General features: G+C 37.1%; 24 protein-coding genes, 2 tRNA genes and 1 rRNA gene (1 of these 27 running past the window's edge). All 27 read left to right on the top strand.

The annotated features are described in order from the left end of the window. Positions 1-101 precede the first annotated feature (101 nt). Positions 102-638 carry a stage V sporulation protein T gene (spoVT, locus tag LMD38_RS25970; RefSeq protein ID WP_000648302.1) on the top strand — a complete coding sequence of 179 codons (537 nt, stop codon included), beginning with the start codon at positions 102-104 and terminating at the stop codon, positions 636-638. 230 nt (positions 639-868) lie between these two features. After that, positions 869-2,470, top strand: coding sequence for a putative polysaccharide biosynthesis protein (locus LMD38_RS25965; RefSeq protein WP_000444152.1), 1,602 nt, complete (start codon positions 869-871; stop codon positions 2,468-2,470). A 12-nt stretch (positions 2,471-2,482) separates the two neighbouring features. Then, entirely contained in the window at positions 2,483-3,943 is a 1,461-nt protein-coding gene (yabN, locus tag LMD38_RS25960) for a bifunctional methyltransferase/pyrophosphohydrolase YabN (RefSeq protein ID WP_000014256.1), read from the top strand. A gap of 14 nt (positions 3,944-3,957) precedes the next feature. Further along, positions 3,958-4,233: an RNA-binding S4 domain-containing protein gene (locus LMD38_RS25955; RefSeq protein WP_001234876.1), complete on the top strand. Its 276-nt coding sequence runs from the start codon at positions 3,958-3,960 to the stop codon at positions 4,231-4,233. A 58-nt stretch (positions 4,234-4,291) separates the two neighbouring features. Continuing rightward, on the top strand, positions 4,292-4,600 hold the full coding sequence (gene yabP, locus LMD38_RS25950; protein ID WP_001059101.1) for a sporulation protein YabP: 309 nt from the start codon (positions 4,292-4,294) through the stop codon (positions 4,598-4,600). Continuing rightward, positions 4,597-5,250 (top strand): spore cortex biosynthesis protein YabQ, encoded by a 654-nt coding sequence (gene yabQ / locus LMD38_RS25945; protein ID WP_000059762.1) that lies wholly within the window; start codon positions 4,597-4,599, stop codon positions 5,248-5,250. The genes yabP and yabQ overlap by 4 nt, the downstream gene beginning before the upstream one ends. Next, positions 5,247-5,606 carry a cell division protein DivIC gene (gene divIC, locus LMD38_RS25940; protein ID WP_001208736.1) on the top strand — a complete coding sequence of 120 codons (360 nt, stop codon included), beginning with the start codon at positions 5,247-5,249 and terminating at the stop codon, positions 5,604-5,606. Before yabQ ends, divIC begins: the two co-directional genes overlap by 4 nt. A gap of 87 nt (positions 5,607-5,693) precedes the next feature. Next, complete coding sequence (locus LMD38_RS25935; protein WP_000021452.1) at positions 5,694-6,176, top strand: S1 domain-containing RNA-binding protein; 483 nt, start codon at positions 5,694-5,696, stop codon at positions 6,174-6,176. Between the two features lie 160 nt (positions 6,177-6,336). Beyond that, positions 6,337-6,410: transfer RNA gene (locus LMD38_RS25930), tRNA-Met, on the top strand. Positions 6,411-6,423: 13 nt separating this feature from the next. Further along, positions 6,424-6,495 (top strand) — tRNA-Glu (locus LMD38_RS25925). A gap of 259 nt (positions 6,496-6,754) precedes the next feature. Beyond that, positions 6,755-9,226, top strand: coding sequence for a stage II sporulation protein E (gene spoIIE / locus LMD38_RS25920; protein WP_001123528.1), 2,472 nt, complete (start codon positions 6,755-6,757; stop codon positions 9,224-9,226). Between the two features lie 224 nt (positions 9,227-9,450). Then, entirely contained in the window at positions 9,451-10,881 is a 1,431-nt protein-coding gene (gene tilS / locus LMD38_RS25915; protein WP_000655455.1) for a tRNA lysidine(34) synthetase TilS, read from the top strand. Continuing rightward, positions 10,878-11,420 carry a hypoxanthine phosphoribosyltransferase gene (gene hpt / locus LMD38_RS25910; protein ID WP_000981838.1) on the top strand — a complete coding sequence of 181 codons (543 nt, stop codon included), beginning with the start codon at positions 10,878-10,880 and terminating at the stop codon, positions 11,418-11,420. Before tilS ends, hpt begins: the two co-directional genes overlap by 4 nt. An 85-nt stretch (positions 11,421-11,505) precedes the next feature. After that, positions 11,506-13,407, top strand: coding sequence for an ATP-dependent zinc metalloprotease FtsH (ftsH, locus tag LMD38_RS25905; RefSeq protein WP_001079658.1), 1,902 nt, complete (start codon positions 11,506-11,508; stop codon positions 13,405-13,407). Positions 13,408-13,633: 226 nt separating this feature from the next. Beyond that, a complete protein-coding gene (locus tag LMD38_RS25900; RefSeq protein WP_000578367.1) occupies positions 13,634-14,422 on the top strand; it encodes a type III pantothenate kinase in 789 nt (262 codons plus the stop codon). A gap of 6 nt (positions 14,423-14,428) precedes the next feature. Continuing rightward, the gene (gene hslO, locus LMD38_RS25895) at positions 14,429-15,304 is read left to right on the top strand and encodes a redox-regulated molecular chaperone HslO (protein ID WP_000656366.1); all 876 of its coding nucleotides are present in this window, start codon (positions 14,429-14,431) and stop codon (positions 15,302-15,304) included. 104 nt (positions 15,305-15,408) lie between these two features. Next, on the top strand, positions 15,409-16,332 hold the full coding sequence (cysK, locus tag LMD38_RS25890) for a cysteine synthase A (protein ID WP_001261701.1): 924 nt from the start codon (positions 15,409-15,411) through the stop codon (positions 16,330-16,332). Positions 16,333-16,554: 222 nt separating this feature from the next. Beyond that, positions 16,555-17,952 carry an aminodeoxychorismate synthase component I gene (pabB, locus tag LMD38_RS25885; protein WP_227585632.1) on the top strand — a complete coding sequence of 466 codons (1,398 nt, stop codon included), beginning with the start codon at positions 16,555-16,557 and terminating at the stop codon, positions 17,950-17,952. A 5-nt stretch (positions 17,953-17,957) separates the two neighbouring features. Next, complete coding sequence (pabA, locus tag LMD38_RS25880; protein WP_000602301.1) at positions 17,958-18,545, top strand: aminodeoxychorismate/anthranilate synthase component II; 588 nt, start codon at positions 17,958-17,960, stop codon at positions 18,543-18,545. After that, the gene (gene pabC, locus LMD38_RS25875) at positions 18,539-19,411 is read left to right on the top strand and encodes an aminodeoxychorismate lyase (RefSeq protein ID WP_000909878.1); all 873 of its coding nucleotides are present in this window, start codon (positions 18,539-18,541) and stop codon (positions 19,409-19,411) included. The genes pabA and pabC overlap by 7 nt, the downstream gene beginning before the upstream one ends. After that, the gene (gene folP / locus LMD38_RS25870) at positions 19,386-20,246 is read left to right on the top strand and encodes a dihydropteroate synthase (protein ID WP_016716243.1); all 861 of its coding nucleotides are present in this window, start codon (positions 19,386-19,388) and stop codon (positions 20,244-20,246) included. The genes pabC and folP overlap by 26 nt, the downstream gene beginning before the upstream one ends. Further along, positions 20,247-20,609, top strand: coding sequence for a dihydroneopterin aldolase (folB, locus tag LMD38_RS25865; RefSeq protein WP_000358059.1), 363 nt, complete (start codon positions 20,247-20,249; stop codon positions 20,607-20,609). It begins immediately after the preceding gene. Then, entirely contained in the window at positions 20,606-21,121 is a 516-nt protein-coding gene (gene folK / locus LMD38_RS25860) for a 2-amino-4-hydroxy-6-hydroxymethyldihydropteridine diphosphokinase (RefSeq protein ID WP_001059445.1), read from the top strand. Before folB ends, folK begins: the two co-directional genes overlap by 4 nt. Further along, the gene (locus tag LMD38_RS25855) at positions 21,073-21,276 is read left to right on the top strand and encodes a helix-turn-helix domain-containing protein (RefSeq protein ID WP_000387027.1); all 204 of its coding nucleotides are present in this window, start codon (positions 21,073-21,075) and stop codon (positions 21,274-21,276) included. Before folK ends, LMD38_RS25855 begins: the two co-directional genes overlap by 49 nt. A 23-nt stretch (positions 21,277-21,299) precedes the next feature. Then, entirely contained in the window at positions 21,300-22,298 is a 999-nt protein-coding gene (gene dusB, locus LMD38_RS25850; protein WP_000912258.1) for a tRNA dihydrouridine synthase DusB, read from the top strand. A gap of 159 nt (positions 22,299-22,457) precedes the next feature. Next, a complete protein-coding gene (lysS, locus tag LMD38_RS25845) occupies positions 22,458-23,957 on the top strand; it encodes a lysine--tRNA ligase (RefSeq protein ID WP_016716244.1) in 1,500 nt (499 codons plus the stop codon). A gap of 368 nt (positions 23,958-24,325) precedes the next feature. Next, positions 24,326-24,666 (top strand): 16S ribosomal RNA (locus tag LMD38_RS25840) (it continues 1,210 nt past the right edge of the window).

Here is a 24,666-nt window from a genome sequence, read left to right as displayed (position 1 = left end):
AGAACTAATGTGTAAAATACTATGTCTAACAGTTGGTGATTTTTACATGAACAGGTAAATTCACCACTTTGATCATCAGTAGAAAGTGAGGCAGCATTAGAATGAAAGCAACTGGAATCGTACGTCGAATTGATGATTTAGGTAGGGTAGTAATCCCGAAGGAAATTCGTAGAACTTTACGTATTCGAGAAGGGGACCCACTAGAAATATTTGTAGATCGCGATGGAGAAGTAATTTTAAAGAAATATTCTCCAATTAGCGAGCTAGGTGATTTTGCAAAAGAATATGCAGATGCTTTATATGATAGCTTAGGACATAATGTGCTTGTATGTGATCGAGATTCTATTATCGCAGTATCAGGTGTATCAAAAAAAGAATACTTAAATAAAAGCGTTGGCGATCTAATTGAAAAAACGATGGAAGAAAGAAAGTCTGTTATTATGACGGACGAAAGTGATATTTCCATTATTGATGGTGTAACAGAAAAGGTTCATTCTTATACAGTTGGGCCGATTGTTGCAAATGGAGACCCAATTGGGGCTGTCATTATTTTTTCAAAAGAAGCGATTATAAGCGAAATAGAGCACAAGGCGGTCAATACTGCTGCCAGTTTCTTAGCGAAACAAATGGAACAGTAAAGGTGTATGGTTTTAGAAGTAGCAATCTTTCCTAATTATGATATTTCTTCTTGAGAAATCAATTATTTGGAGATATATGTATATTGAATGAAGGTAGCGCTTTGCTACCTTTTTTCATTGAATATTTCTAGCGTTGCACGAACGTATTCTTACTTGTGTAGGTAAGGAAGCTTGTCCTTTTCTTTATGATATAATACGAGGGGTGAGAATAGAAAAAGGAGTTTTCTTGCATGGAATCGAAGAAGTATCAAGCCTTTTGGCGTGGGGCTATTATATTAACAATCGCAAGTTTTGTTACAAAGGTATTAAGCGCCTTTTACCGTATTCCATATCAAAATATAGCGGGTGACGTTGGTTTTTATATTTATCAACAAATTTATCCATTTTATGGATTTTGTTTAATTTTAGCTACTTATGGGTTCCCTATTATAATTTCAAAAATGGTTGCGGAACGATTAGAGCGAGGGAAAAAACAAGAAGCAGAGGAAATTATTTGTGTATCTTTTTGGTTTTTATTAGGTATTGGTTTCATAGGATTTTTTACATTGTTCTTTGGTGCCGAAGCAATTGCGATAGCTATGGGCGATATACACTTAGATAAGCTATTACGCGTTATTTCCTTTTCATTCATATTGATGCCGTTTTTATCTGTAGCAAGAGGATATTTCCAGGGATTCAATAATATGATGCCAACAGCTGTTTCGCAAGTGATAGAACAAACGATTCGTGTTTCTATTATTGTATTTTTATCTCTATTCCTAATTGCTCACGAATTTGATTTATATACAGTTGGTGCAGGTGCTATGCTCGGTTCAATCGCAGGTGGATTGATTGGGATTATCGTACTTATACTTTATATGCGTCATGACTTTCGTTCTATATTCTTCAAAAGTGTAAAGAGGATTAAAGGGAAAAAGAAGATTATAAAAATCCTGTTTTGGCAGGGGTTAGCGATTTGTGTTAGTAACTTAGTGCTTATTTTTATACAAATGGCTGATTCTATTTCTTTCTATTCTCTACTTATTGGAGCGGGAGAGCCAGCTGAAAGTGCAAAGGTGTTAAAAGGTGTTTATGACAGAAGTATCCCGCTTATGCAATTAGGTACTGTCGTGACAACTTCCTTCTCGTTGTCGCTTATTCCAATTATTACAGCAGCGAAGGAAAGAGGAGATCTTACCTTTATTCGAGAAAAGGTAAGGTTAGCGATGAAAATAACATTTGTTATCGGGTTTGCAGCAGCCATTGGATTAACTTGTATTATCCAACCTACGAATATTATGTTGTTTGAAAATAGTGATGGGTCAGATGTTTTATCTATTTTATCTTTATCTATTCTATTTAGTTCATTGTCGATTACAACTGCTTCTATTTTGCAAGGGTTAGGACAAACATTAAAACCAGCAATATTCGTTATATTTGGCGGTTGTTTAAAGTTAGCTTTAAATTATATATTAATGCCATATTTTAGTGTGAAGGGAGCTGCAATTGCGACGCTAGTTGCGTTAATTGTAATTTCTATACTAAATAGTGTATTACTTATGCGAGCTGTATCCGAATCGCTTATCGACAAACGGAATATGTTAGGTGTAGTTATTAGTGGTATCGGTATGGGATTTGTACTAATAATGTTTATGCGTGTATTGCAAATGTCTGGATTAGTGATGGATACAAGTCATAGAGGTGTTGCAACACTTGAGGCGTTGTTAGGTGTAGCCATCGGCGGATTGGCATATATGTTTTTCATTTTAAAATTACGTGTATTTACAAAAGCGGAAATAGGAACCGTTATGAAAAAAGAGAAAAAAGAAGGTTCATTGAAGAAGAGTGGATAGAGGTGGCAGGTTGTGAGTGGAATCATTACTATTTTAGGATTAGGTGCTGGTGAATTAGATCAGTTAACGATGGGTGTATATCGAAAAATAAAAGAAGCAGATCACATGTTTGTTAGAACGAAGGAACATCCCGTTATAGAAGAGTTGGAGAAAGAAGGTATACAATATACTGCCTTTGACAATGTATATGAAGCACATGATACATTTGAAATTGTATATGAAACAATTGCGAATACATTGTTAGAACAAGCTGAAGATACAGAAATCATCTATGCTGTTCCAGGGCATCCGCTTGTAGCGGAAAGAACGGTTCAGCTACTATTGGAAAAAAGTGAAGTAGCGAATGTTGAAGTGCGAATTGAAGGTGGGCAAAGTTTCCTTGATCCTATGTTTGCAAGTCTTAAGATTGATCCGATTGAAGGGTTCCAATTAATTGACGCCACATCATTTGAAAGAGGACAATTAGAATTACGTCAACACTTAATCTTTTGCCAAGTATATGACGCATTCGTTGCATCAGATGTGAAATTAACATTAATGGAGATGCTGCCAGATGATTATGAAGTGTATATCGTAACAGCTGCGGGGACTTCATTTGAGCAAGTGAAAAAGGTGCCGTTGTACATGTTAGATCATGAAACGGAGTTGAATAACTTAACGAGTGTATATGTACCACCAGTTCAGGAACGTGCGTCCTTATATCAACAGTTTGATGTACTTCGAGAAATTATTGCAGACCTTCGTGGTCCAAATGGTTGTCCGTGGGATAAAAAGCAAACACATCAATCTTTAAAGAAGTATTTAATTGAGGAAGCGTATGAAGTGTTAGAAGCAATTGATGAAGAGGATGATGATCACTTAGTAGAAGAACTGGGTGATGTATTATTACAAGTTATGCTTCATGCCCAAATCGGAGAGGACGAAGGTTGGTTCTCTATAGATGATATTATTCGAACTTTATCTGAGAAAATGGTTCGTCGTCATCCGCATGTATTTGGGAATACGGATGTAAATAATGCCGATGAAGTAATTGCCAATTGGGAAGAAATTAAAAAACAAGAAAAAGGGTTTGTAAAAGAATCTGTTTTAAATGGAGTTCCAAAAAGTTTGCCGCAGTTACTACGCGCTTATGAAATCCAGAAAAAAGCTGGTAAGGTTGGTTTCGATTGGGTGGATGTACAGCCGATGATAGAGAAAGCCTTAGAAGAATGGCAAGAGTTCCAACAAGAAGTCGCAAACATGGATGAGGCGAAGATGTTAAGTGAATTTGGCGATTTACTATTTGCGTTTGTTAATATAGCTCGTCATTATAAAATAGATCCAGAAGAAGCGTTACGTTCAACAAATGAGAAATTCGTCAGTCGTTTTTTATACATGGAAGCAAAGGTAGCTGAAATGAATAAAGAGATGCAAGATTTATCATTAGAGCAGTTAGATGTTTTCTGGGAAGAGGCAAAACAAACAGAGCGTTAATAGGGGGATTTAATATGCGTCTAGATAAGTTTTTAAAAGTATCACGTTTAATTAAAAGAAGAACATTGGCGAAAGAAGTAGCTGATCAAGGAAGAATATCCATTAACGGTCAAGTGGCAAAAGCGAGTTCGGATGTGAAAGTAGCTGATGAATTAACAATTCGTTTTGGTCAAAAAATAGTAACTGTAAAAATAAATGAATTGAAAGAAACGACTAAAAAAGAAGATGCAGCAAATATGTATAGCTTAGTTCGTGAAGAAAAAGTAAAGGCCGAAGAAGGCTTGTTCTAAAATCGATTATCCCTTCATACATTACTATTAGCTAGTATAAATGTATGGGGGGATTTACGTGAATAATGGTTACTCACCTATGTCTTCTAATCAACAAAATGTTTCTGTAGAGCATGATATTATTATGCGTGGCAGACGTGTAATTGATATTACCGGTGTAAAGCAGGTAGAGAGTTTTGATAGCGAAGAGTTTTTACTTGAGACTGTAATGGGCTTTTTAACAATTCGTGGTCAAAATTTGCAAATGAAAAATTTAGATGTAGAAAAAGGTGTTGTATCGATTAAAGGGAAAGTTCATGAGATGCTGTATATTGATGAGAATCAAGGGGAGAAAACTAAAGGCTTCTTTAGTAAGTTGTTTAAATGAGTCTAACAATTCAGTTGTATACGATGCTCTCAATGATCGGAATGGGTGCTTGGATTGGAGCGTCTTTAGATACATACCAACGATTTTTAAAACGTCAAGAACGTAAGCGTTGGATTGTATTTATACATGATATACTATTTTGGATTGTCCAAGCATTATTCGTTTTTTACGTATTGCTTCTTGTAAATGAAGCTGAACTACGTATATATGTATTTTTAGCATTATTATGTGGTTTTGCGGCATATCAAAGCATGTTGAAAGCAATATACATGAGACTGTTAAATTTTCTCATCTATATTTTTGTGCAAACAACACACTTTTTTGTTCAAATTATACAGCTACTCATGATAAAACCTGTTATTATTATAGCGCAGCTATTTATTGCATTTATATTATTCTTATTTCGTATACTGCTTTCAATTGGACATGTGTTATGGAAAATGGTGATTTGGATATTACTTTTCATATGGAAAGTTTTTTTCTGGCCTGTTCGATTTATTGCTTCGCTCATATGGAAACTTCTCCCTAATCGTGTTAAACTTTTTATAATGAAGCATGTAGGGTTCCTGCAATATATAGCAAAATTGAAGGGACATATCTTCCAATTATGGGAGCGTATAAAAAAGAAGTTAGGGGGACCTCGGAAATGAGGGAACTGAGACAAAGAACAATCGAAAAACAGAGTCCAAATCCTGTTAAAGAGCATATAATACAAACGGATGAGAACAGGAAGCGACTTTATCGCCGTTTAGCGGTTTTTCTTGTCTTTGCTTTTACAATTATTGCGAGTATTAGTGTAACGTTTTATCAACAAAACAGTTCCATTAAAGCAAAAGAAGCAAAAGTTAAGGACATGAAAAAAGAACTGGATTCATTAACGAACAAAGAAAAGAGTCTAAAAGACGAAGTTCAAAAGTTAAATGATGAAGAGTACGTATTAAAGATTGCTAGAAGGGATTATTTCTTCTCTGGAAAAGGGGAGATAATTTTTCCTGTTTCTAAGTAGAGTATGTCTTATTGACACTATATTTTAGGATTATATATAATAAAGTAAAATTTGACTTTTTAACCACTAAGGAGGAGCATTTTTTTTATGTCAATCGAGGTAGGCAGCAAGTTACAGGGTAAAGTAACAGGTATTACAAATTTTGGGGCTTTTGTGGAGCTGCCAGAAGGCTTAACGGGTCTTGTTCATATTAGTGAAGTTGCTGATAATTATGTGAAAGATATTAACGATCACTTAAAAGTGGGCGACCAAGTAGAAGTAAAAGTTATTAACGTTGAAAAAGATGGTAAGATCGGTCTATCTATTAAAAAAGCGAAAGAGCGTGAAAAAACAGAAGGAGATCGTCCACGTGGTGAATACCAACGCGGTGGTGATCAACAACGTTCTGGACGTCCACAACGTAATCGTTCTTTCAACAGAGATAACCGTGGTGGCGGTAACGACCGCGCTCCAAAAGAAACATTCGAGCAAAAGATGGCACGTTTCTTAAAGGACAGTGAAGATCGTTTAACTTCTTTAAAGCGTAACACTGAATCTAAACGTGGTGGCCGTGGCGCACGTCGCGGATAATAAGAACGTTTAATTCTTAGAATATAGAGAGGTGCCCAGGGCGATTGCTCAGGGTGCTTTTTTATATGTGAAAATATATTTTTAAAAAAGTTTTCAAGATGTGTTGACTTTAAATTATATCTGAGGTAAGATACTAATTGTCCGTTAAATAAGACGACATGGCGGTGTAGCTCAGCTGGCTAGAGCGTACGGTTCATACCCGTGAGGTCGGGGGTTCGATCCCCTCCGCCGCTATATTTAATTTAACGGCCCGTTGGTCAAGTGGTTAAGACACCGCCCTTTCACGGCGGTAACACGGGTTCGAATCCCGTACGGGTCATCTAAAAAGATCATGCAAATGCGCATGATCTTTTTTTGTTAAATAAATTAAGACATACAACACTTCTACAAAATCACCCTATATTTTCTGAATGTTCGATTAAAATATTAAAAATAAAATACATACTGTGTATATATGTAGAGTTATTTCGAATAAAAAGTCGAACGATTATAAAAGTGAAAACTGTTGTTTTGACAAAAATCCCAATAATCATCTTTTATAATGACAGTAATTAAACTATGCAGGTGGTGTTAAAAATATGCCTAAAGCAGGAAGGAATACTATGAATACAAGTGCATTGGCAATGAATGAAGGTCAGCTTGGAGGAGTAAAGTGGACGAGTAAGTTGCGAATGAAGTTTGAGCAAGTTTTCTTTAGATGGGGATTTATTATTGTTGTTATTGGTTTTCTTTTGGGACGAGCATATATATTAACAAACATTTTACCGTTTGCACTGCCGTTTTTTGCAGCTGTTTATGTTATGAAGCGGGATAAAATGCCGCTCGCGTTCTTGGCTCTAATGGGGGGCGCACTTTCAGTTTCGATAGATAATTTATTCTTTACCTTTGCATCTATTTTTACTTTCTTCATTTATAATATCTTCTTTAGTCGGTTTACACGTAAAACTGTTGGACTTGTACCATTCCAAGTATTTATCTCCGCATTAACTGCACATTTAGTTGTCGTATATTTTGCACAACAAACTGTTACCATGTACGATTTACTCGTTAGTACGATTGAGGCAGGGCTTAGCTTCGTATTAACTATGATATTTTTACAAAGTGTCCCGCTTTTAGTAGAAAGAAAAGGGAAACAACAAGCGTTAGAGACAGAAGAAATTGTTTGTTTAATTATATTACTAGCATCTGTTTTAACTGGTACAACAGATTGGTTCATATATGACGCTTCTATTCAACATATTTTTACTAGGTATTTAGTGCTTGTGTTTGCGTTTATCGCAGGAGCGGCTACAGGATCTACAGTAGGGGTCGTCACTGGGTTAATATTAAGCTTAGCAAATGTCTCTAGTTTGTCCCAACTTAGTCTGCTTGCTTTTTCTGGATTGCTTGGTGGTTTGTTAAAAGAAGGGAAACGCTTAGGTGTTAGTTTAGGTTTATTAATTGGGACAAGCTTGATTACGCTATATGTAGACAAGCAAACAAACATTGTGACAACTTTAATTGAATCTGGTGTGGCGATTGCTTTCTTTTTATTAACACCGAAACTTGTTATGGATCGTATTGCTAAATTTATGCCAGGTACACAGGAGCATTCGCAAGATCAACAACAGTATTTAAGAAGGATGCGTGATGTTACAGCGAATAAAATCAATCAATTTGCCAATGTATTTGCTGCTTTATCTAATAGCTTTTCTGTATATGGATATGTGGAGGAGGAAGATAAAGAGACGGAGGCAGATTTGTTTTTAAGTACAATTACTGCAAAAACATGTCAAACATGTTTTAAAAAGGACCAATGCTGGGTAGTTAATTTCGATAAAACGTACGATTATATGAAACAAATAATGAGCGAAACAGAAGAAGGAACTCTGCAGCATAATCGGAAGTTAGTTCGTGAATGGGACAAGCATTGTGTGAGAGGAAAGAAAGTGACGGATTTAGTAGCAGGTGAATTAGATCACTTCTATGAGGGACAAAAATTACGAAAACAAATGAAAGAAAATCGTAGAATAGTAGCAGAGCAATTGTTAGGTGTATCAAAAGTTATGGAGGATTTTGCCAAGGAGATACAAAGGGAAAGAGAAAATCATCAAGTACAGGAAGAGCAGATTCTGCAAGCATTTCGTGATTTTGGTGTAGAAATAGAGCATGTTGATATTTATTGTTTAGATAGAGGAAGTATTGATATTGAAATGTTGATTCCAGTTGCATCTAATGAACATGGAGAGTGTGAAAAATTAGTTGCACCAATGCTTTCTGATATCCTGAAGGAAAACATAGTTGTGAAACATGAAGAAAAATCTTCTTATCCGAACGGCCACAGTTTAATATCATTTGGTTCAGCAAAAACGTATTCCCTTGATACCGGCTTGGCCACAGCCGCGAAAGGCGGTGGGTTTGTTTCGGGTGATTCTTATGCAATGATGGATTTAAGTGTTGGGAAATATGCCCTTGCAATTAGTGATGGCATGGGAAATGGGCAAAGAGCTCATATGGAGAGTAAAGAAACAGTGAAATTATTACAAAAAATACTTCAGTCAGGCATTGATGAGGAGATAGCGATTAAATCTATTAACTCTATTCTTTCTTTAAGAACAACAGAAGAGATGTTTACGACATTAGACTTAGCTATGGTAGATTTGCGGGATGCGAGTGCGAAGTTTTTAAAGATTGGATCGACGCCGAGTTTTGTTAAACGCGCAAATAATATTTTGAAAATTGAAGCAAGTAATTTACCAATGGGAATTATTGAGGATGTTGAAGTTGATGTAGTGGGTGAGCAATTAAAAACAGGTGATATTCTTATTATGATGAGTGATGGGATTTTTGAGGGCGCGCAGCATGTGGAGAATCATGAATTATGGATGAAGCGGAAAATTAAAGAATTACAAACTGAAGATCCGCAAGAAATTGCTGATATCATTATGGAAGAGGTGATTCGATCTGGCGATGGTTATATAAATGATGATATGACTATTGTAGTAGCGAAAGTGAAGAAAAATATGCCGAAGTGGGCTACCATTCCAATTGTAGGAATGCAAGCGCAATAAAGTGAAACTTGAAATATGATGTTTCTTTCTAAAAACCTAGGTGGATGCCTAGGTTTTTTGCTTTAAAAGATAATATTATTATTTTTGTGAATATGTACGAATGATGTAAGATAAAAATGTAATTTTTGTATATCTTTTTTTTGCACAATGTTTGTAAAAGTTGTACCATTATAAACAAGGTAACTAACGTTGCTGTTCTTGTTTAATGAAAGGTGATTACGAAGTTGAAAGATACATTTGTTGAAAAGGTAGATGACTTTGTAAAGCAGCATGATGTATTAAAGGAACGCTCAACAATTGTTGTGGGTGTTTCTGGTGGTCCTGACTCTGTGGCTCTTCTATATTATTTGTTAGAAAAAAGAGCAGCAAAACAGTTTGAGATTGTAGTGGCGCATGTGGATCATATGTTTCGAGGTGATGAATCTCATGAGGACCTACAGTTTGTGCAAGACCTTTGTAAAGAGCTAGGAGTTATTTGCGAAACGATAAGGATTAATGTGTCGCAATATCAACAGCAATACGGGATGAATGCACAAGTTGCTGCTAGAGAATGCAGATATGCATTTTTGGAAAGAATAATGAAGAAATATGATGCGAGGTATGTAGCTCTTGGACATCATGGTGATGATCAAGTAGAGACAATTTTAATGCGCCTTGTACGAGGGAGTACTCCGAAAGGATATGCAGGCATTGCAGTGAAGCGTCCTTTTCATAATGGGTATTTAATTAGGCCGTTACTTGGAGTAACGAAGGAAGAGATTGTTGATTACTGTCATAAGTTAAAAATAATTCCTCGTATAGATCCAAGTAATAAAAAGGAAGTATATACAAGGAATCGATTACGTAAATATGTTCTTCCTCATTTGAAAGAAGAAAATCCACAAGTGCATGAGAAATTCCAAAAATTTAGCATGCAGATGCAAGAGGATGAGGCGTATTTGCAGGAATTAGCTTTTGAGAAAATGAATAAAGTAATTACAAAAAAAAGTGATAAACAAATTAGCTTATCAATTCCTGCCTTTGAATCCATGTCTATGCCTTTACAAAGAAGAGGGATTCAACTAATATTAAACTATCTTTATGAATATAAGATTCCATCTTCTCTTTCCTCTATACATATTGACAAAGTGATTGAGTTTTTTAAGCGGACACAACCTTCGGGTTCACTTGATTTCCCAGGTGATTTAAAAATTGTTCGCGCATACGAGGAGTGCAGCTTTGGATTTAAACAAGAAATTGTTTCCCCTTTTTTACAAGATTTATCAGTGCCCGGGACAATTACGCTATCGAACGGGGATAAGCTTGTAACAGAGGTGAGCGAAGATATACCAAGTAACATGAATGAAACAGTTTTTGTTGCTAAGTATAATGATATATCATATCCACTTCGTGTTCGTTCTAGAGAAAATGGAGATCGCATGTCAATACAAGGTATGAATGGCACCAAAAAGATAAAAGCTATTTTTATCGAAGCGAAAGTACCAAGAGAAAAAAGAGAAGAATGGCCGGTCGTTTGTGATGCAAGAGGGAATGTTATTTGGTTACCCTTGTTGAAGCGATCTGCATTTGCTATCTCGAAAGAGACAGCAAAGAAGGATAAATATATGATTATTCACTACAAAAGCAAGGAGTCTTCCGGGAGGATAATGAAATGATGAATCAAGATATCGAAAAAGTATTAATTTCTGAAGAGCAAATACAAGAAAAGGTGCTCGAATTAGGCGCGATTATTGCAGAGGATTATAAAAACACAGTACCTCTTGCGATTGGTGTACTAAAGGGTGCAATGCCATTCATGGCAGATTTATTAAAGAGAACAGATACATATCTTGAAATGGATTTTATGGCTGTATCTAGTTACGGTCACTCAACTGTTTCAACAGGCGAAGTGAAAATTTTAAAAGACCTTGATACTTCTGTAGAAGGTCGCGATATTTTAATCGTTGAAGATATTATTGATAGTGGTCTTACGCTAAGCTACTTAGTAGACCTATTTAAATATCGTAAAGCGAAGTCTGTAAAAATTGTTACGTTATTAGATAAACCAACAGGCCGTAAGGTAGATTTGAAAGCGGATTATGTTGGATTTACTGTACCGCATGAATTTGTTGTAGGGTATGGATTAGATTATAAAGAGCAGTACCGTAATCTTCCTTATGTAGGAGTACTAAAACCAAGCGTTTACTCAAATTAATTAAATACAGGCGTCACAATTGTATAGGAAAGTTTTTCTATGTTACGATTTACTATAGTGTTTATGCCGTGAGAGGAGGTTAGGAATGAATCGTATCTTCCGTAATACCATCTTTTATTTACTGATATTCCTAGTAGTAATTGGAATCGTGAGCTATTTTAATGGTTCGACACAAAAAACGACATCAGTTAGCTACGATAAATTCATTACTAAACTAGAAAAAGGTGAAGTTCGTAATGTGCAACTTCAACCGAAAAATGGTGTGTTTGAGGTAAAAGGACAATTTAACAACTCTAGCCAAGGAGAACAATTTGTTACTTACGCACCAAATACTGAGGAATTACAAAAGAAAATTAATGACAAAGCGCAAGGTGCTGAAGTTAAGTATCAACCAGCAGAAGAAACAAGTGCTTGGGTAACATTCTTTACTTCTATCATTCCGTTTGTTATTATCTTCATTTTATTCTTCTTCTTGTTAAACCAAGCTCAGGGCGGCGGTAGCCGTGTTATGAACTTCGGGAAAAGTAAGGCGAAGTTATATAATGACGAAAAGAAAAAGGTTCGTTTCAGAGATGTTGCTGGGGCGGATGAAGAGAAACAAGAGCTTGTTGAGGTAGTTGAATTCTTGAAAGATCCTCGTAAGTTCGCTGAAGTTGGTGCCCGTATTCCGAAGGGTGTTCTATTAGTTGGACCTCCAGGTACAGGTAAAACTTTATTAGCACGTGCTGTTGCAGGTGAGGCAGGCGTTCCGTTCTTCTCTATCAGTGGTTCTGACTTCGTAGAGATGTTCGTCGGTGTCGGTGCATCACGTGTACGTGATTTATTCGAAAATGCAAAGAAAAATGCTCCTTGTATCATTTTCATTGATGAAATTGATGCAGTAGGACGTCAACGTGGTGCGGGTCTTGGTGGTGGCCATGATGAGCGCGAGCAAACGTTGAACCAATTACTTGTTGAAATGGATGGCTTCGGTGCAAACGAAGGTATTATTATCATCGCTGCGACAAACCGTCCTGATATTCTTGACCCAGCATTATTACGTCCAGGTCGTTTTGACCGTCAAATTACAGTAGATCGTCCAGATGTAAATGGCCGTGAAGCTGTACTGAAAGTACATGCTCGTAATAAACCGCTTGATGAGAATATCAACTTAAGAGCAATTGCAACTCGTACACCGGGATTCTCTGGTGCCGATCTTGAAAACTTATTAAACGAAGCTGCGTTAGTAGCTGCGCGTCAAGATAAGAAGAAAATTGATATGAGTGACATTGATGAAGCAACGGATCGTGTTATTGCAGGTCCGGCTAAGAAAAGTCGTGTTATCTCTGAAAAAGAACGTAATATCGTTGCTTTCCATGAAGCAGGCCATACTGTAATTGGTGTTGTTCTTGATGAAGCAGATGTCGTTCATAAAGTAACAATTGTCCCTCGTGGTCAAGCTGGTGGATATGCAGTAATGCTTCCGAAAGAAGATCGTTACTTCATGACAAAGCCAGAGTTACTTGATAAAATTACTGGTTTACTTGGTGGTCGAGTAGCCGAGGAGATTGTATTTGGTGAAGTGAGTACAGGTGCTCACAACGACTTCCAACGTGCGACTGGCATTGCAAGACGTATGGTAACGGAATTTGGTATGAGTGATAAGCTTGGACCAATGCAATTTGGTAGCTCACAAGGTGGTCAAGTGTTCTTAGGAAGAGACTTCCATTCAGAACAAAACTACAGTGATGCAATTGCACACGACATCGATGTGGAAATGCAAACGATTATGAAAGAATGTTATGCTCGTGCAAAAGACATTCTTACTGAAAATCGTGATAAGTTAGATCTTATTGCAAAAACGTTACTTGAAGTAGAAACGTTAGATGCTGAGCAAATCAATCATTTATGTGATTATGGCAGATTGCCAGAACGTCCAACATCTTCAGCTGATGTGAAAGTAAACATCAACATGAAGAAGGATGATGAAGAATCAGAAGATAAGTAAGAAATGAAGGAGTGACGGTGGTCACTCCTTTTTTTTATTTGTGTAACGAAATGAAGTAGAAAAAGAATTTAAATAAATCTGGTATTAAAAATTGAAATAGGGAGTAATCTTTTTGTAAAATGATGAGGACAGAAAAGCTGATTATATAAGTATGTGTGATATGATGTTTTTATAAGTTTTATACATACTGCACAAATATAGATTAAATAAGATAAGTGGTGAGAATATGATTTTTGTATTGGATGTAGGGAACACAAATGCTGTACTGGGCGTGTTTGAAGAGGGGGAACTTCGTCAACATTGGCGCATGGAAACAGATCGTCATAAGACAGAAGATGAATATGGAATGCTTGTAAAACAGTTGCTTGAGCATGAGGGTCTTTCGTTTGAAGATGTGAAAGGTATTATCGTGTCTTCAGTCGTACCACCAATTATGTTTGCTTTAGAGCGCATGTGTGAAAAGTATTTTAAAATTAAGCCGCTTGTAGTAGGCCCTGGAATAAAAACGGGGCTAAATATTAAATATGAAAATCCACGTGAAGTAGGTGCGGATCGAATCGTAAATGCAGTAGCAGGAATTCACTTATATGGAAGTCCGCTTATTATTGTCGATTTTGGTACGGCTACTACATATTGTTATATTAACGAAGAAAAGCATTATATGGGTGGCGTTATTACACCGGGAATTATGATTTCAGCAGAGGCTTTATATAGTAGAGCGGCAAAACTTCCTCGTATTGAAATTACAAAACCAAGCAGTGTTGTTGGGAAGAATACGGTAAGTGCGATGCAATCTGGTATTCTTTATGGTTATGTTGGACAAGTGGAAGGTATTGTTAAGCGCATGAAAGAGGAAGCTAAACAAGAACCAAAAGTTATTGCAACAGGTGGATTAGCGAAATTAATTTCAGAAGAATCGAATGTAATTGATGTTGTAGATCCATTCTTAACATTAAAAGGTTTGTATATGTTATATGAGCGTAATGCAAATTTACAGCATGAGAAAGGTGAATAAATAAATATGAAAGATTATTTAGTAAAAGCGTTAGCGTTTGATGGTGAAGTGCGTGCGTATAGTGTACGTACTACAAATACGGTAAGTGAGGCGCAAAGACGTCATGATACATGGAGAACAGCTTCAGCAGCACTTGGTCGTTCTTTAACTGCAGGTACAATGATGGGTGCAATGTTAAAAGGTGACCAAAAGCTAACGATTAAGGTAGAAGGTAATGGCCCGATTGGTCCGATCTTAGTAGATGCTCATGCAAATGGGGATGTGCGTGGTTATGTAACGAATCCACATGTTGACTTTGAAGGAACAGAACAAGGGAAATTACGTGTATATCAGGCGGTAGGTACTGAAGGATTTGTAACGGTAATTAAAGATATTGGTATGCGTGAGCCGTTTATTGGTCAATCTCCAATTGTTTCAGGAGAATTAGGAGAAGACTTCACGTATTATTTTGCAGTTTCTGAGCAGACGCCTTCTTCTGTAGGTGTTGGTGTCCTTGTAAATGGAGATGATAGCATATTAGCAGCGGGTGGATTTATTCTTCAAATTATGCCAGGTGCACAGGAAGAAACAATTTCATTCATTGAAGAGCGTTTACAGAAGATTCCTCCTGTATCAACATTGATCGAACAAGGGCTTTCTCCAGAAGAGTTACTGTATGCAGTCCTTGGAGAAGATAAGGTAAAAGTATTAGAAACGATGGATGTTCAATTTAATTGCACATGCTCTCGCGAACGTATCGAGAGTGTGTTAATTAGTTTAGGTAAAACGGAGTTAGAGCAAGTTCGTGAAGAAGAAGAAGAAACAGAAGTTCATTGTCATTTCTGTAATGAGCGATACAAGTTCTCTAAAGAAGATATTACAAATTTAATTGAGAATTTGTAATAAGGGAATTCGCCCTCTAAATACATTGACAAACAGGGAATTTTCTGACAAAATCTAAATATAGATAAAACCAATAAAAATACTCGGTGTTAGGAGTGACAGGAATGCGAGTGGCACAATCAGTTTCAGAATTAATCGGGAAAACGCCGATCGTTAAGTTGAACCGCATCGTAGAATCAGACAGCGCAGATATATACTTAAAATTAGAATTTATGAATCCAGGGAGCAGCGTTAAAGATCGTATCGCATTAGCTATGATTGAAGATGCTGAGAAAAAAGGATTATTAAAAGAAGGCGATACAATCATTGAACCGACAAGTGGTAACACGGGAATTGGTTTAGCGATGGTAGCGGCTGCTAAAGGATATAAGGCAATTTTAGTAATGCCAGAAACAATGAGTATTGAACGTCGTAATTTATTACGTGCTTACGGTGCGGAATTAGTATTGACTCCAGGGCCTGAAGGAATGGGTGGAGCAATTCGTAAAGCGACTGAATTAGCAAAAGAGAATGGTTACTTTATACCACAACAGTTCAAAAACCAATCGAATCCAGAAATTCACCGTTTAACAACAGGTCCAGAAATTGTTGAACAAATGGGCGACCAATTAGATGCGTTTATTGCAGGTATTGGTACGGGTGGAACGATTACTGGTGCTGGTGAAGTGCTGAAGGAAGCGTATAAAGATATTAAAATTTATGCAGTAGAACCTGCGGATTCACCAGTATTATCCGGTGGGAAACCAGGTCCACATAAAATCCAAGGAATTGGGGCTGGATTTATCCCAGAGACATTGGATGTAGAAGTATATGATGAAATTGTTCAAGTGAAAACGGAGCAAGCGTTTGAATATGCAAGAAGAGTGGCGAAAGAGGAAGGTATTCTAGTTGGTATCTCTTCTGGAGCAGTTATTTATGCAGCAACAGAAATTGCGAAAAAGTTAGGCAAAGGGAAAAAGGTACTTGTTATTATCCCAAGTAACGGTGAACGTTATTTAAGTACACCACTTTATCAATTTGAGTCTTAATTATATGTGATTGAAAAAGCATCCTTGAAAAAGGATGCTTTTTCTTTTTGGATTGGAAATAGGAAAAGAGTGAATGACTAGAAAACTTCATGTAAAATAAGAGGTAGTATAATTAATTTATTTTCACTAGCCCTCGAGTATAATCATTCTCCATATACATAACACATGTAGTTTGAAATGATTAATCTAAGAGGGTGGGATAAAAGAAGACGGGGTGTTGATATGCAACGAAGAAAATCTTTAGCGCTTTCTATTCCATATCAGTTAGATTTCTTTAAGCAATATAAATTTCTTTCTAAGGATAAACCGCAACATATTTTGTTAGAGAGTGGGCGTGGCGGTCGTTATAACATTGTGGGGTTAAACCCGGTAGCGGTAATCCGAGGGAAGGGTGAAACGTTACATATAAGTGAAAGTGGTAAGGAAACAATAAAGCAAGGAAACCCATTAGATTTAATGCAGGAATATATGGAGCGATGGAAAACGGATTATAATCCGGAATACCCGCCTTTTCAAGGTGGTGCAATTGGCTACTTTAGTTATGATTGCATCCGTTATATTGAAAAACTTCCTTCTCTTGCCGAGGATGATATTAATATACCTGACATATTCTTTTTATTATTTGATGATGTGTTTGTGTATGATCAAGAAGAAAAAGTATTATGGATTATTACACATTATGCAGATAAGCATGAAGAGGCAAAAGAACGATTAAATGAATGGAAGGTTCTTTGGACGACAGAAGCGCCAGAAGTGACTATGCCGTTTGCGTGCCCTGAAAAGAAAAGTGAAGCAGTTGCTTTTACTGAAGAAGGTTTTATGAAGGCAGTTGAATGTATTCAAGAATATATTGGTGCTGGTGATGTGTTCCAAGTGAACTTGTCAACAAGACAAGAAAGAACGTTACAAACACACCCATTAGAAATTTATACAAGTCTTCGCGAAATTAATCCATCTCCATATATGGGTTACTTGGAGCTTGGGGATTTTCAAATTGTTAGTGGATCGCCGGAGTTGCTAATTAAGAAACAAGGAACTGAAGTAAGTACAAGACCAATTGCTGGAACGAGATCTAGAGGGGCGAATGAGCAAGAGGATGAAGAGTTGGCAAGAGAATTAATTGAGAATGAAAAGGAACGAGCAGAGCATGTCATGCTTGTAGATTTAGAGCGAAATGATTTAGGGCGTGTTTGTAAATATGGCACTGTAGAAGTAGATGAATTTATGGTAATTGAGAAATACTCACACGTTATGCATATTGTTTCTAATGTGCGTGGTGAGGTGGAAGAAGATAAAGATGCTTTTGATTTAGTGAAGGCTGTATTCCCTGGGGGGACAATTACTGGTGCCCCGAAAATACGTACGATGGAAATTATTGAAGAACTAGAACCTGTTCGCCGAGGGATTTATACAGGTTCAATTGGTTGGATTGGTTATTCTGGAGATACAGAATTGAATATTGTGATTAGGACACTTCTTGCTAAAGATGGAAAAGCGCATGTACAAGCGGGAGCGGGAATTGTAATTGATTCAAATCCGGAAAATGAATATAAAGAGTCGTTAAAAAAGGCGATTGCTTTATGGCGTGCAAAAGAACGTAGCGAAGAAACGGTTAGGTGAGAGAAATGATATTAATGATTGATAATTATGATTCTTTTACATTTAATTTAGTGCAGTTTCTTGGAGAACTTGGACAAGAGCTTGTTGTTAAACGTAACGATGAAGTGACTATTTCAGATATTGAGAATATGAAACCAGACTTTTTAATGATTTCGCCAGGTCCATGTAGTCCGAATGAGGCAGGGATTAGTATGGAGGTTATTCGATATTTTGCTGGAAAGATTCCGATTTTTGGGGTTTGTCTAGGGCATCAATCTATTGCGCAAGTGTTTGGTGGAGAGGTTGTCCGTGCAGAGCGATTAATGCATGGGAAAACATCGCTTATGCATCATGATGAGAAGACGATTTTTTCGGATATCCCTAATCCATTTACTGCGACGCGCTATCATTCCCTTATTGTTAAGAAAGAGACATTACCGGAGTGCTTAGAGGTAACATCTTGGACGGAAGAAGGGGAAATTATGGCGCTCCGTCATACAACATTACCGATTGAAGGTGTACAGTTCCATCCGGAATCTATTATGACTTCTCACGGAAAAGAGTTGTTGCAGAATTTCATTCGTAAATATAGTCCAAGTGTGACATCATGTTAATTTACGTAAATGGTCAGTATGTAGAAGCGAGTGAAGCGAGAATTTCGCCGTATGACCACGGTTATTTATATGGACTTGGAGTTTTCGAGACGTTTCGTATTTATAATGGTCATCCTTTCTTATTGGATGATCATTATGACCGTTTAATAGATGCGCTGGATACGTTGCAAATTAAATGGTCGATGACGAAAGATGAAGTAATACTTATTTTGAAGAATTTACTCGTTAAGAATAAATTAGAGCATGCGTATGTCCGTTTTAATGTATCGGCGGGTATAGATGAAATTGGATTGCAAACAGAAATGTATGAAGAGCCGTCTATTATTGTTTTTATAAAACCTTTAGCGGCCCCGGGAGATGTAGTGGAAAAAGAAGGGGTTGTCTTAAATCAAGTGAGAAATACACCAGAGGGTGCATCTCGCTTGAAGTCTCACCATTATTTAAATAACATTTTGGGGAAACGCGAAATAGGCAATGTTGTGAATAAGGAAGGTATTTTCCTTACTGAAACAGGTTATGTTGCAGAGGGCATTGTTTCGAATCTCTTTTTTGTAAAAGGTGATATTTTATATACACCTTCTTTAAAAACGGGGATTTTAAATGGTATCACTCGTGCGTTTATTATAAAGGTTGCTGAAAAGATGGGTATAGAAGTAAAGGAAGGTCTCTTTACAAAAGATGAATTACTTTCAGCTGATGAAGTCTTCGTAACAAACTCGATTCAAGAAATTGTTCCGCTTAATCGTATAGAGGGGCGAGATTTCCCGGGTAAAGTAGGTGTGGTTACAAAAAGGTTTATGGATCTTTATGAAATGCAGAGAGAGAAATTGTGGAGCAGAAATGAATTACGAAGAGGAGATGTGTAGTTTGAAGTGGGATTATGATTTGCGCTGCGGCGAATATACATTGAACTTAAATGAAAAAACGTTAATTATGGGGATTTTAAATGTAACACCAGATTCGTTTTCTGATGGTGGGAGTTACAACGAGGTAGATGCTGCAGTGCGCCATGCGAAAGAAATGCGAGAAGAAGGTGCTCATATTATTGATATTGGTGGCGAATCTACTCGTCCGGGCTTTGCTAAAGTATCGGTGGAAGAAGAAATAAAACGAGTTGTTCCAATGATTCAGGCTGTTTCAAAAGAGGTGAAATTGCCTATTTCTATCGACACGTATAAAGCGGAAGTTGCAAAACAAGCAATTGAAGCTGGTGCTCATATTATTAATGATATTTGGGGAGCGAAGGCGGAACCAAAAATCGCTGAAGTTGCAGCTCATTACGATGTACCTATTATCTTAATGCATAATCGCGATAATATGAATTATCGTAATTTAATGGCTGATATGATTGCTGACTTATATGACAGTATTAAAATTGCTAAAGATGCTGGCGTGCGAGATGAGAATATCATTTTAGACCCAGGTATCGGTTTTGCTAAAACGCCTGAACAAAATTTAGAAGCGATGCGTAATTTAGAACAGTTAAACGTACTAGGTTATCCAGTTCTCTTAGGTACTTCGAGAAAGTCCTTTATTGGGCATGTGCTAGATTTACCGGTAGAAGAACGTCTTGAGGGGACGGGAGCTACCGTTTGTCTTGGTATTGAAAAGGGTTGTGAGTTTGTTCGTGTTCATGATGTGAAGGAAATGGCGCGTATGGCTAAGATGATGGATGCGATGATTGGTAAGGGGGTAAAGTAATTGGATAAAATTTATATTCATGATATGGAGTTTTACGGTTATCATGGTGTATTCCCAGAGGAAAATAAATTGGGCCAGAGATTTAAAGTGGACTTAACGGTGGAATTGGATTTGAAACAAGCAGGAGAAAGTGATGACTTAGAGCATTCTGTTAATTATGGAGAGCTTTTCGAATTATGTAGGAAAGTTGTAGAAGATAGAACATATAAGCTTGTAGAGAGTATTGCTGAAAATATTGCTACAGATATATTGAAACAATATGAGAGTATTTCAAGATGTACGATAAAGGTAATTAAACCAGATCCGCCGATACCGGGACATTATCGTGCTGTAGCGGTAGAAATTACGAGAGAACGTCCATGAATAATATAGCTTACATTGCATTAGGTTCAAATATTGGAGAACGTTATACGTATTTAACTGAAGCGATTCAGTTTCTGAATAAAAATCCTTATATCAAAGTTGAGGATGTTTCGTCTGTATATGAGACGGAACCGGTTGGCTATACTGACCAGAGTTGCTTTTTAAATTTAGTTATAAAAATTTCTACCAATTTATCACCGCAAGAATTATTGAAAGTAACGCAAAAAGTAGAAAATGATCTAGGAAGAAAAAGGGAAATTAGGTGGGGACCTAGGACTATCGACCTTGACATTTTACTATATAATCAAGAAAATATTGAAGCAGAGAATCTTATTGTTCCGCATCCGCGGATGTTCGAAAGAGCTTTTGTTATCGTTCCGTTGTTAGAGATTAATCAAGATATAAAACAAAACATTTCACGTTCACAAGTAGAAGAAATGAAAAGGCGAGAGGGAGTAACGGTATGGAAGCAGAAAAATGGGGAAGACGCATTCGTGCTTTTCGAAAACTAAAAGGTTATACGCAAGAAGGTTTTGCAAAAGAATTAGGGGTATCTGTATCTGTTTTAGGTGAAGTTGAGCGAGGGAATCGATCGCCTTCCCAAGACTTTGTAGTGGAAGTTGCTAAAGCATTGAAGGTCTCGATAGATGAGCTAATGCCAAAGTGACCATGAAGGAAGGAGTAAATCGAGTGTTAAAAATCGCAAATATTGAGATGAAAAATCCGGTTGTATTAGCACCGATGGCGGGAGTGTGTAACTCTGCATTCCGTTTGACAGTAAAAGAATTCGGTGCAGGCCTAGTTTGTGCTGAAATGGTAAGTGATAAGGCGATACTACTGAACAATAAAAGAACATTAGATATGCTATATATTGATGAGAGAGAAAAGCCATTAAGTTTACAAATTTTTGGTGGCGAGAAAGAAACTCTTGTAGATGCTGCGAAATACGTAGATCAATATACGACAGCAGACATCATTGATATTAATATGGGGTGCCCAGTACCAAAAATCGTTAAGTGTGATGCAGGAGCAAAGTGGCTTTTAGACCCAAATAAAATATATGAAATGGTAGCGGCAGTTGTAGATGCTGTAGAAAAACCAGTTACAGTTAAAATGCGTATTGGTTGGGATGAGGATCATATTTTCGCAATCGAGAATGCGAAGGCTGTTGAGCGTGCTGGTGGACAAGCGGTAGCGGTTCATGGGCGCACACGAGTACAAATGTATGAAGGAAAAGCGGATTGGGATATTATTAAACAAGTAAAGCAAGCTGTAAATATCCCGGTTATCGGAAATGGTGATGTCGCAACGCCACAAGATGCAAAGCGTATGCTTGATGAAATCGGTGTAGATGGTGTTATGATTGGCCGCGCTGCCCTTGGAGATCCATGGATGATTTATCGTACGGTAAAGTATTTAGAGACGGGTGAATTAATGCCAGAACCGACAGTACGTGAGAAAATTGACGTATGTATGTTGCATCTAGATCGTCTGATCGATTTAAAGAATGAAAATGTCGCTGTAAGAGAGATGAGAAAGCACGCAGCTTGGTATTTAAAGGGCATTCGTGGTAATGCAACTGTACGTAATGGTATCAATGCTTGTAATACGCGTGAAGACTTAGCGAATGTATTAGGTACATTTGTAGAAGAAGTAGAAGCGAAACAACAAACAATTCACGTTGGTTAATAATAGGGAGGGAAGATTGACATTCTTCTATACACTTCCTATAATTACGTGAAAGAAAGAAGAACTGCCAGTTAGTTGCTGGCAGTTTTTCTAGTTGAGTAGAAAATGCTATACTGTATATATTGTAAAAATTAATAGAGCTGGAGTGATATCAATACCATGGATAACATGAACCACGAAGAATTAAACGACCAATTGCTTGTTCGTCGTGAAAAGCTACATAACTTACGTGAGCAAGGGATCGATCCGTTCGGTAAACGTTTTGAACGTACAAATGCAACAAATGAATTATTAAGCCTATATGGAGAGTTCTCTAAAGAAGAATTAGAGGAGAAAGAAATCTCTGTTTCTATCGCTGGTCGTATTATGACAAAACGCGGTAAAGGAAAAGCTGGATTTGCACATATTCAAGATTTACATGGACAAGTTCAAATTTACGTTCGTAAAGATGCTGTTGGAGATGAAGAGTACGAATTATTTAAAACAGCAGATTTAGGTGACTTAGTAGGTATTGAAGGTAAAATTTTCAAAACGAACGTTGGAGAACTTTCGGTGAAAGCAACGAGCTTTACGCTATTAACGAAATCTCTTCGTCCATTACCGGATAAATATCATGGATTAAAAGATGTTGAACAACGCTACCGTCAACGTTACTTAGACTTAATTACAAGTATGGAAAGCCGTGAAACATTTGTTACTCGCAGTAAAATCATTCGTGAAATGAGAAGATACTTAGATGACAATGGTTATCTTGAAGTGGAAACACCTATGATGCACGCAATTGCAGGTGGAGCTTCTGCGCGTCCTTTCATCACGCACCATAATGCGTTAGATATGGAATTATATATGCGTATCGCAATTGAACTTCATTTAAAACGCCTTATTGTGGGTGGATTAGAAAAAGTTTATGAAATCGGCCGTGTATTCCGTAACGAGGGTGTATCAACTCGTCATAATCCCGAGTTTACGATGATTGAATTATATGAAGCGTATGCTGATTATAAAGATATTATGAAACTAACAGAAAATATGGTTGCTCATATCGCGAAGCAAGTACTAGGTACAACAACAATCCAGTATGGTGATTATGAAATTAATCTAGAACCAGAATGGACACGTCTTCATATGGTAGATGCAATTAAAGAACATTCTGGAGCAGATTTCTGGAATCCGATGAGTGTAGAAGAAGCGCGTGAACTTGCAAAAGAACATAATGTAGAAATTAAGGATACAATGGAAGTTGGTCATATTATTAATGAATTCTTCGAGCAAAAAGTAGAAGATAAATTAATCCAACCAACATTTATTTACGGTCATCCGGTAGAAATTTCGCCACTTGCGAAAAAGAATGACGAAGATCCACGATTCACAGATCGTTTCGAATTATTTATTGTTGCACGTGAACATGCAAATGCATTCACTGAATTAAATGATCCAATCGATCAGAAAGAACGTTTTGAAGCACAATTAAAAGAACGCGAACAAGGTAATGATGAAGCTCACATGATGGATGATGATTATATTGAAGCTCTTGAGTATGGTATGCCTCCTACAGGTGGACTAGGAATTGGTATTGATCGTCTTGTTATGTTATTAACGAATGCACCATCTATTCGTGACGTACTATTATTCCCTGCTATGCGTCATAAACAAGACTAAGCTTTGGAGATTTTTCCAAAGCTTTTTTTATTTGAGTATGAACGTGGGGCATTAGATGCCGATGTTGGGAGAAATTATATTTATATAGAAGAAAAGTGCTGTTTTTATACTTTTTTACTAAGTTAAAAATTTTATTAGAAAAACTATTGCATTTTAATAATCAAACTGGTATATTTATATTCGTTGCCACGAAAGGTAACAAGCAAAACAAACGAAAAACAACTTATTGAAAAAAGTTGTTGACGAAAATATAACGAAATGTTATATTAATAAAGTCGCTTCTGAGCGACGAAGCAGTTCTTTGAAAACTGAACGAAACAAACAACGTGAAACGTCAATTTTTATTTTAGATGCTAGACAAACTAACTTTATTGGAGAGTTTGATCCTGGCTCAGGATGAACGCTGGCGGCGTGCCTAATACATGCAAGTCGAGCGAATGGATTAAGAGCTTGCTCTTATGAAGTTAGCGGCGGACGGGTGAGTAACACGTGGGTAACCTGCCCATAAGACTGGGATAACTCCGGGAAACCGGGGCTAATACCGGATAACATTTTGAACCGCATGGTTCGAAATTGAAAGGCGGCTTCGGCTGTCACTTATGGATGGACCCGCGTCGCATTAGCTAGTTGGTGAGGTAACGGCTCACCAAGGCAACGATGCGTAGCCGACCTGAGAGGGTGATCGGCCACACTGGGACTGAGACACGGC

Source organism: Bacillus pacificus, assembly GCF_020861345.1.
Classification (GTDB): Bacteria; Bacillota; Bacilli; order Bacillales; family Bacillaceae_G; genus Bacillus_A; species Bacillus_A pacificus.
The sequence above is the reverse complement of the archived record's forward strand: the minus strand, read 5'-3'. Positions and strand labels throughout refer to the sequence as shown.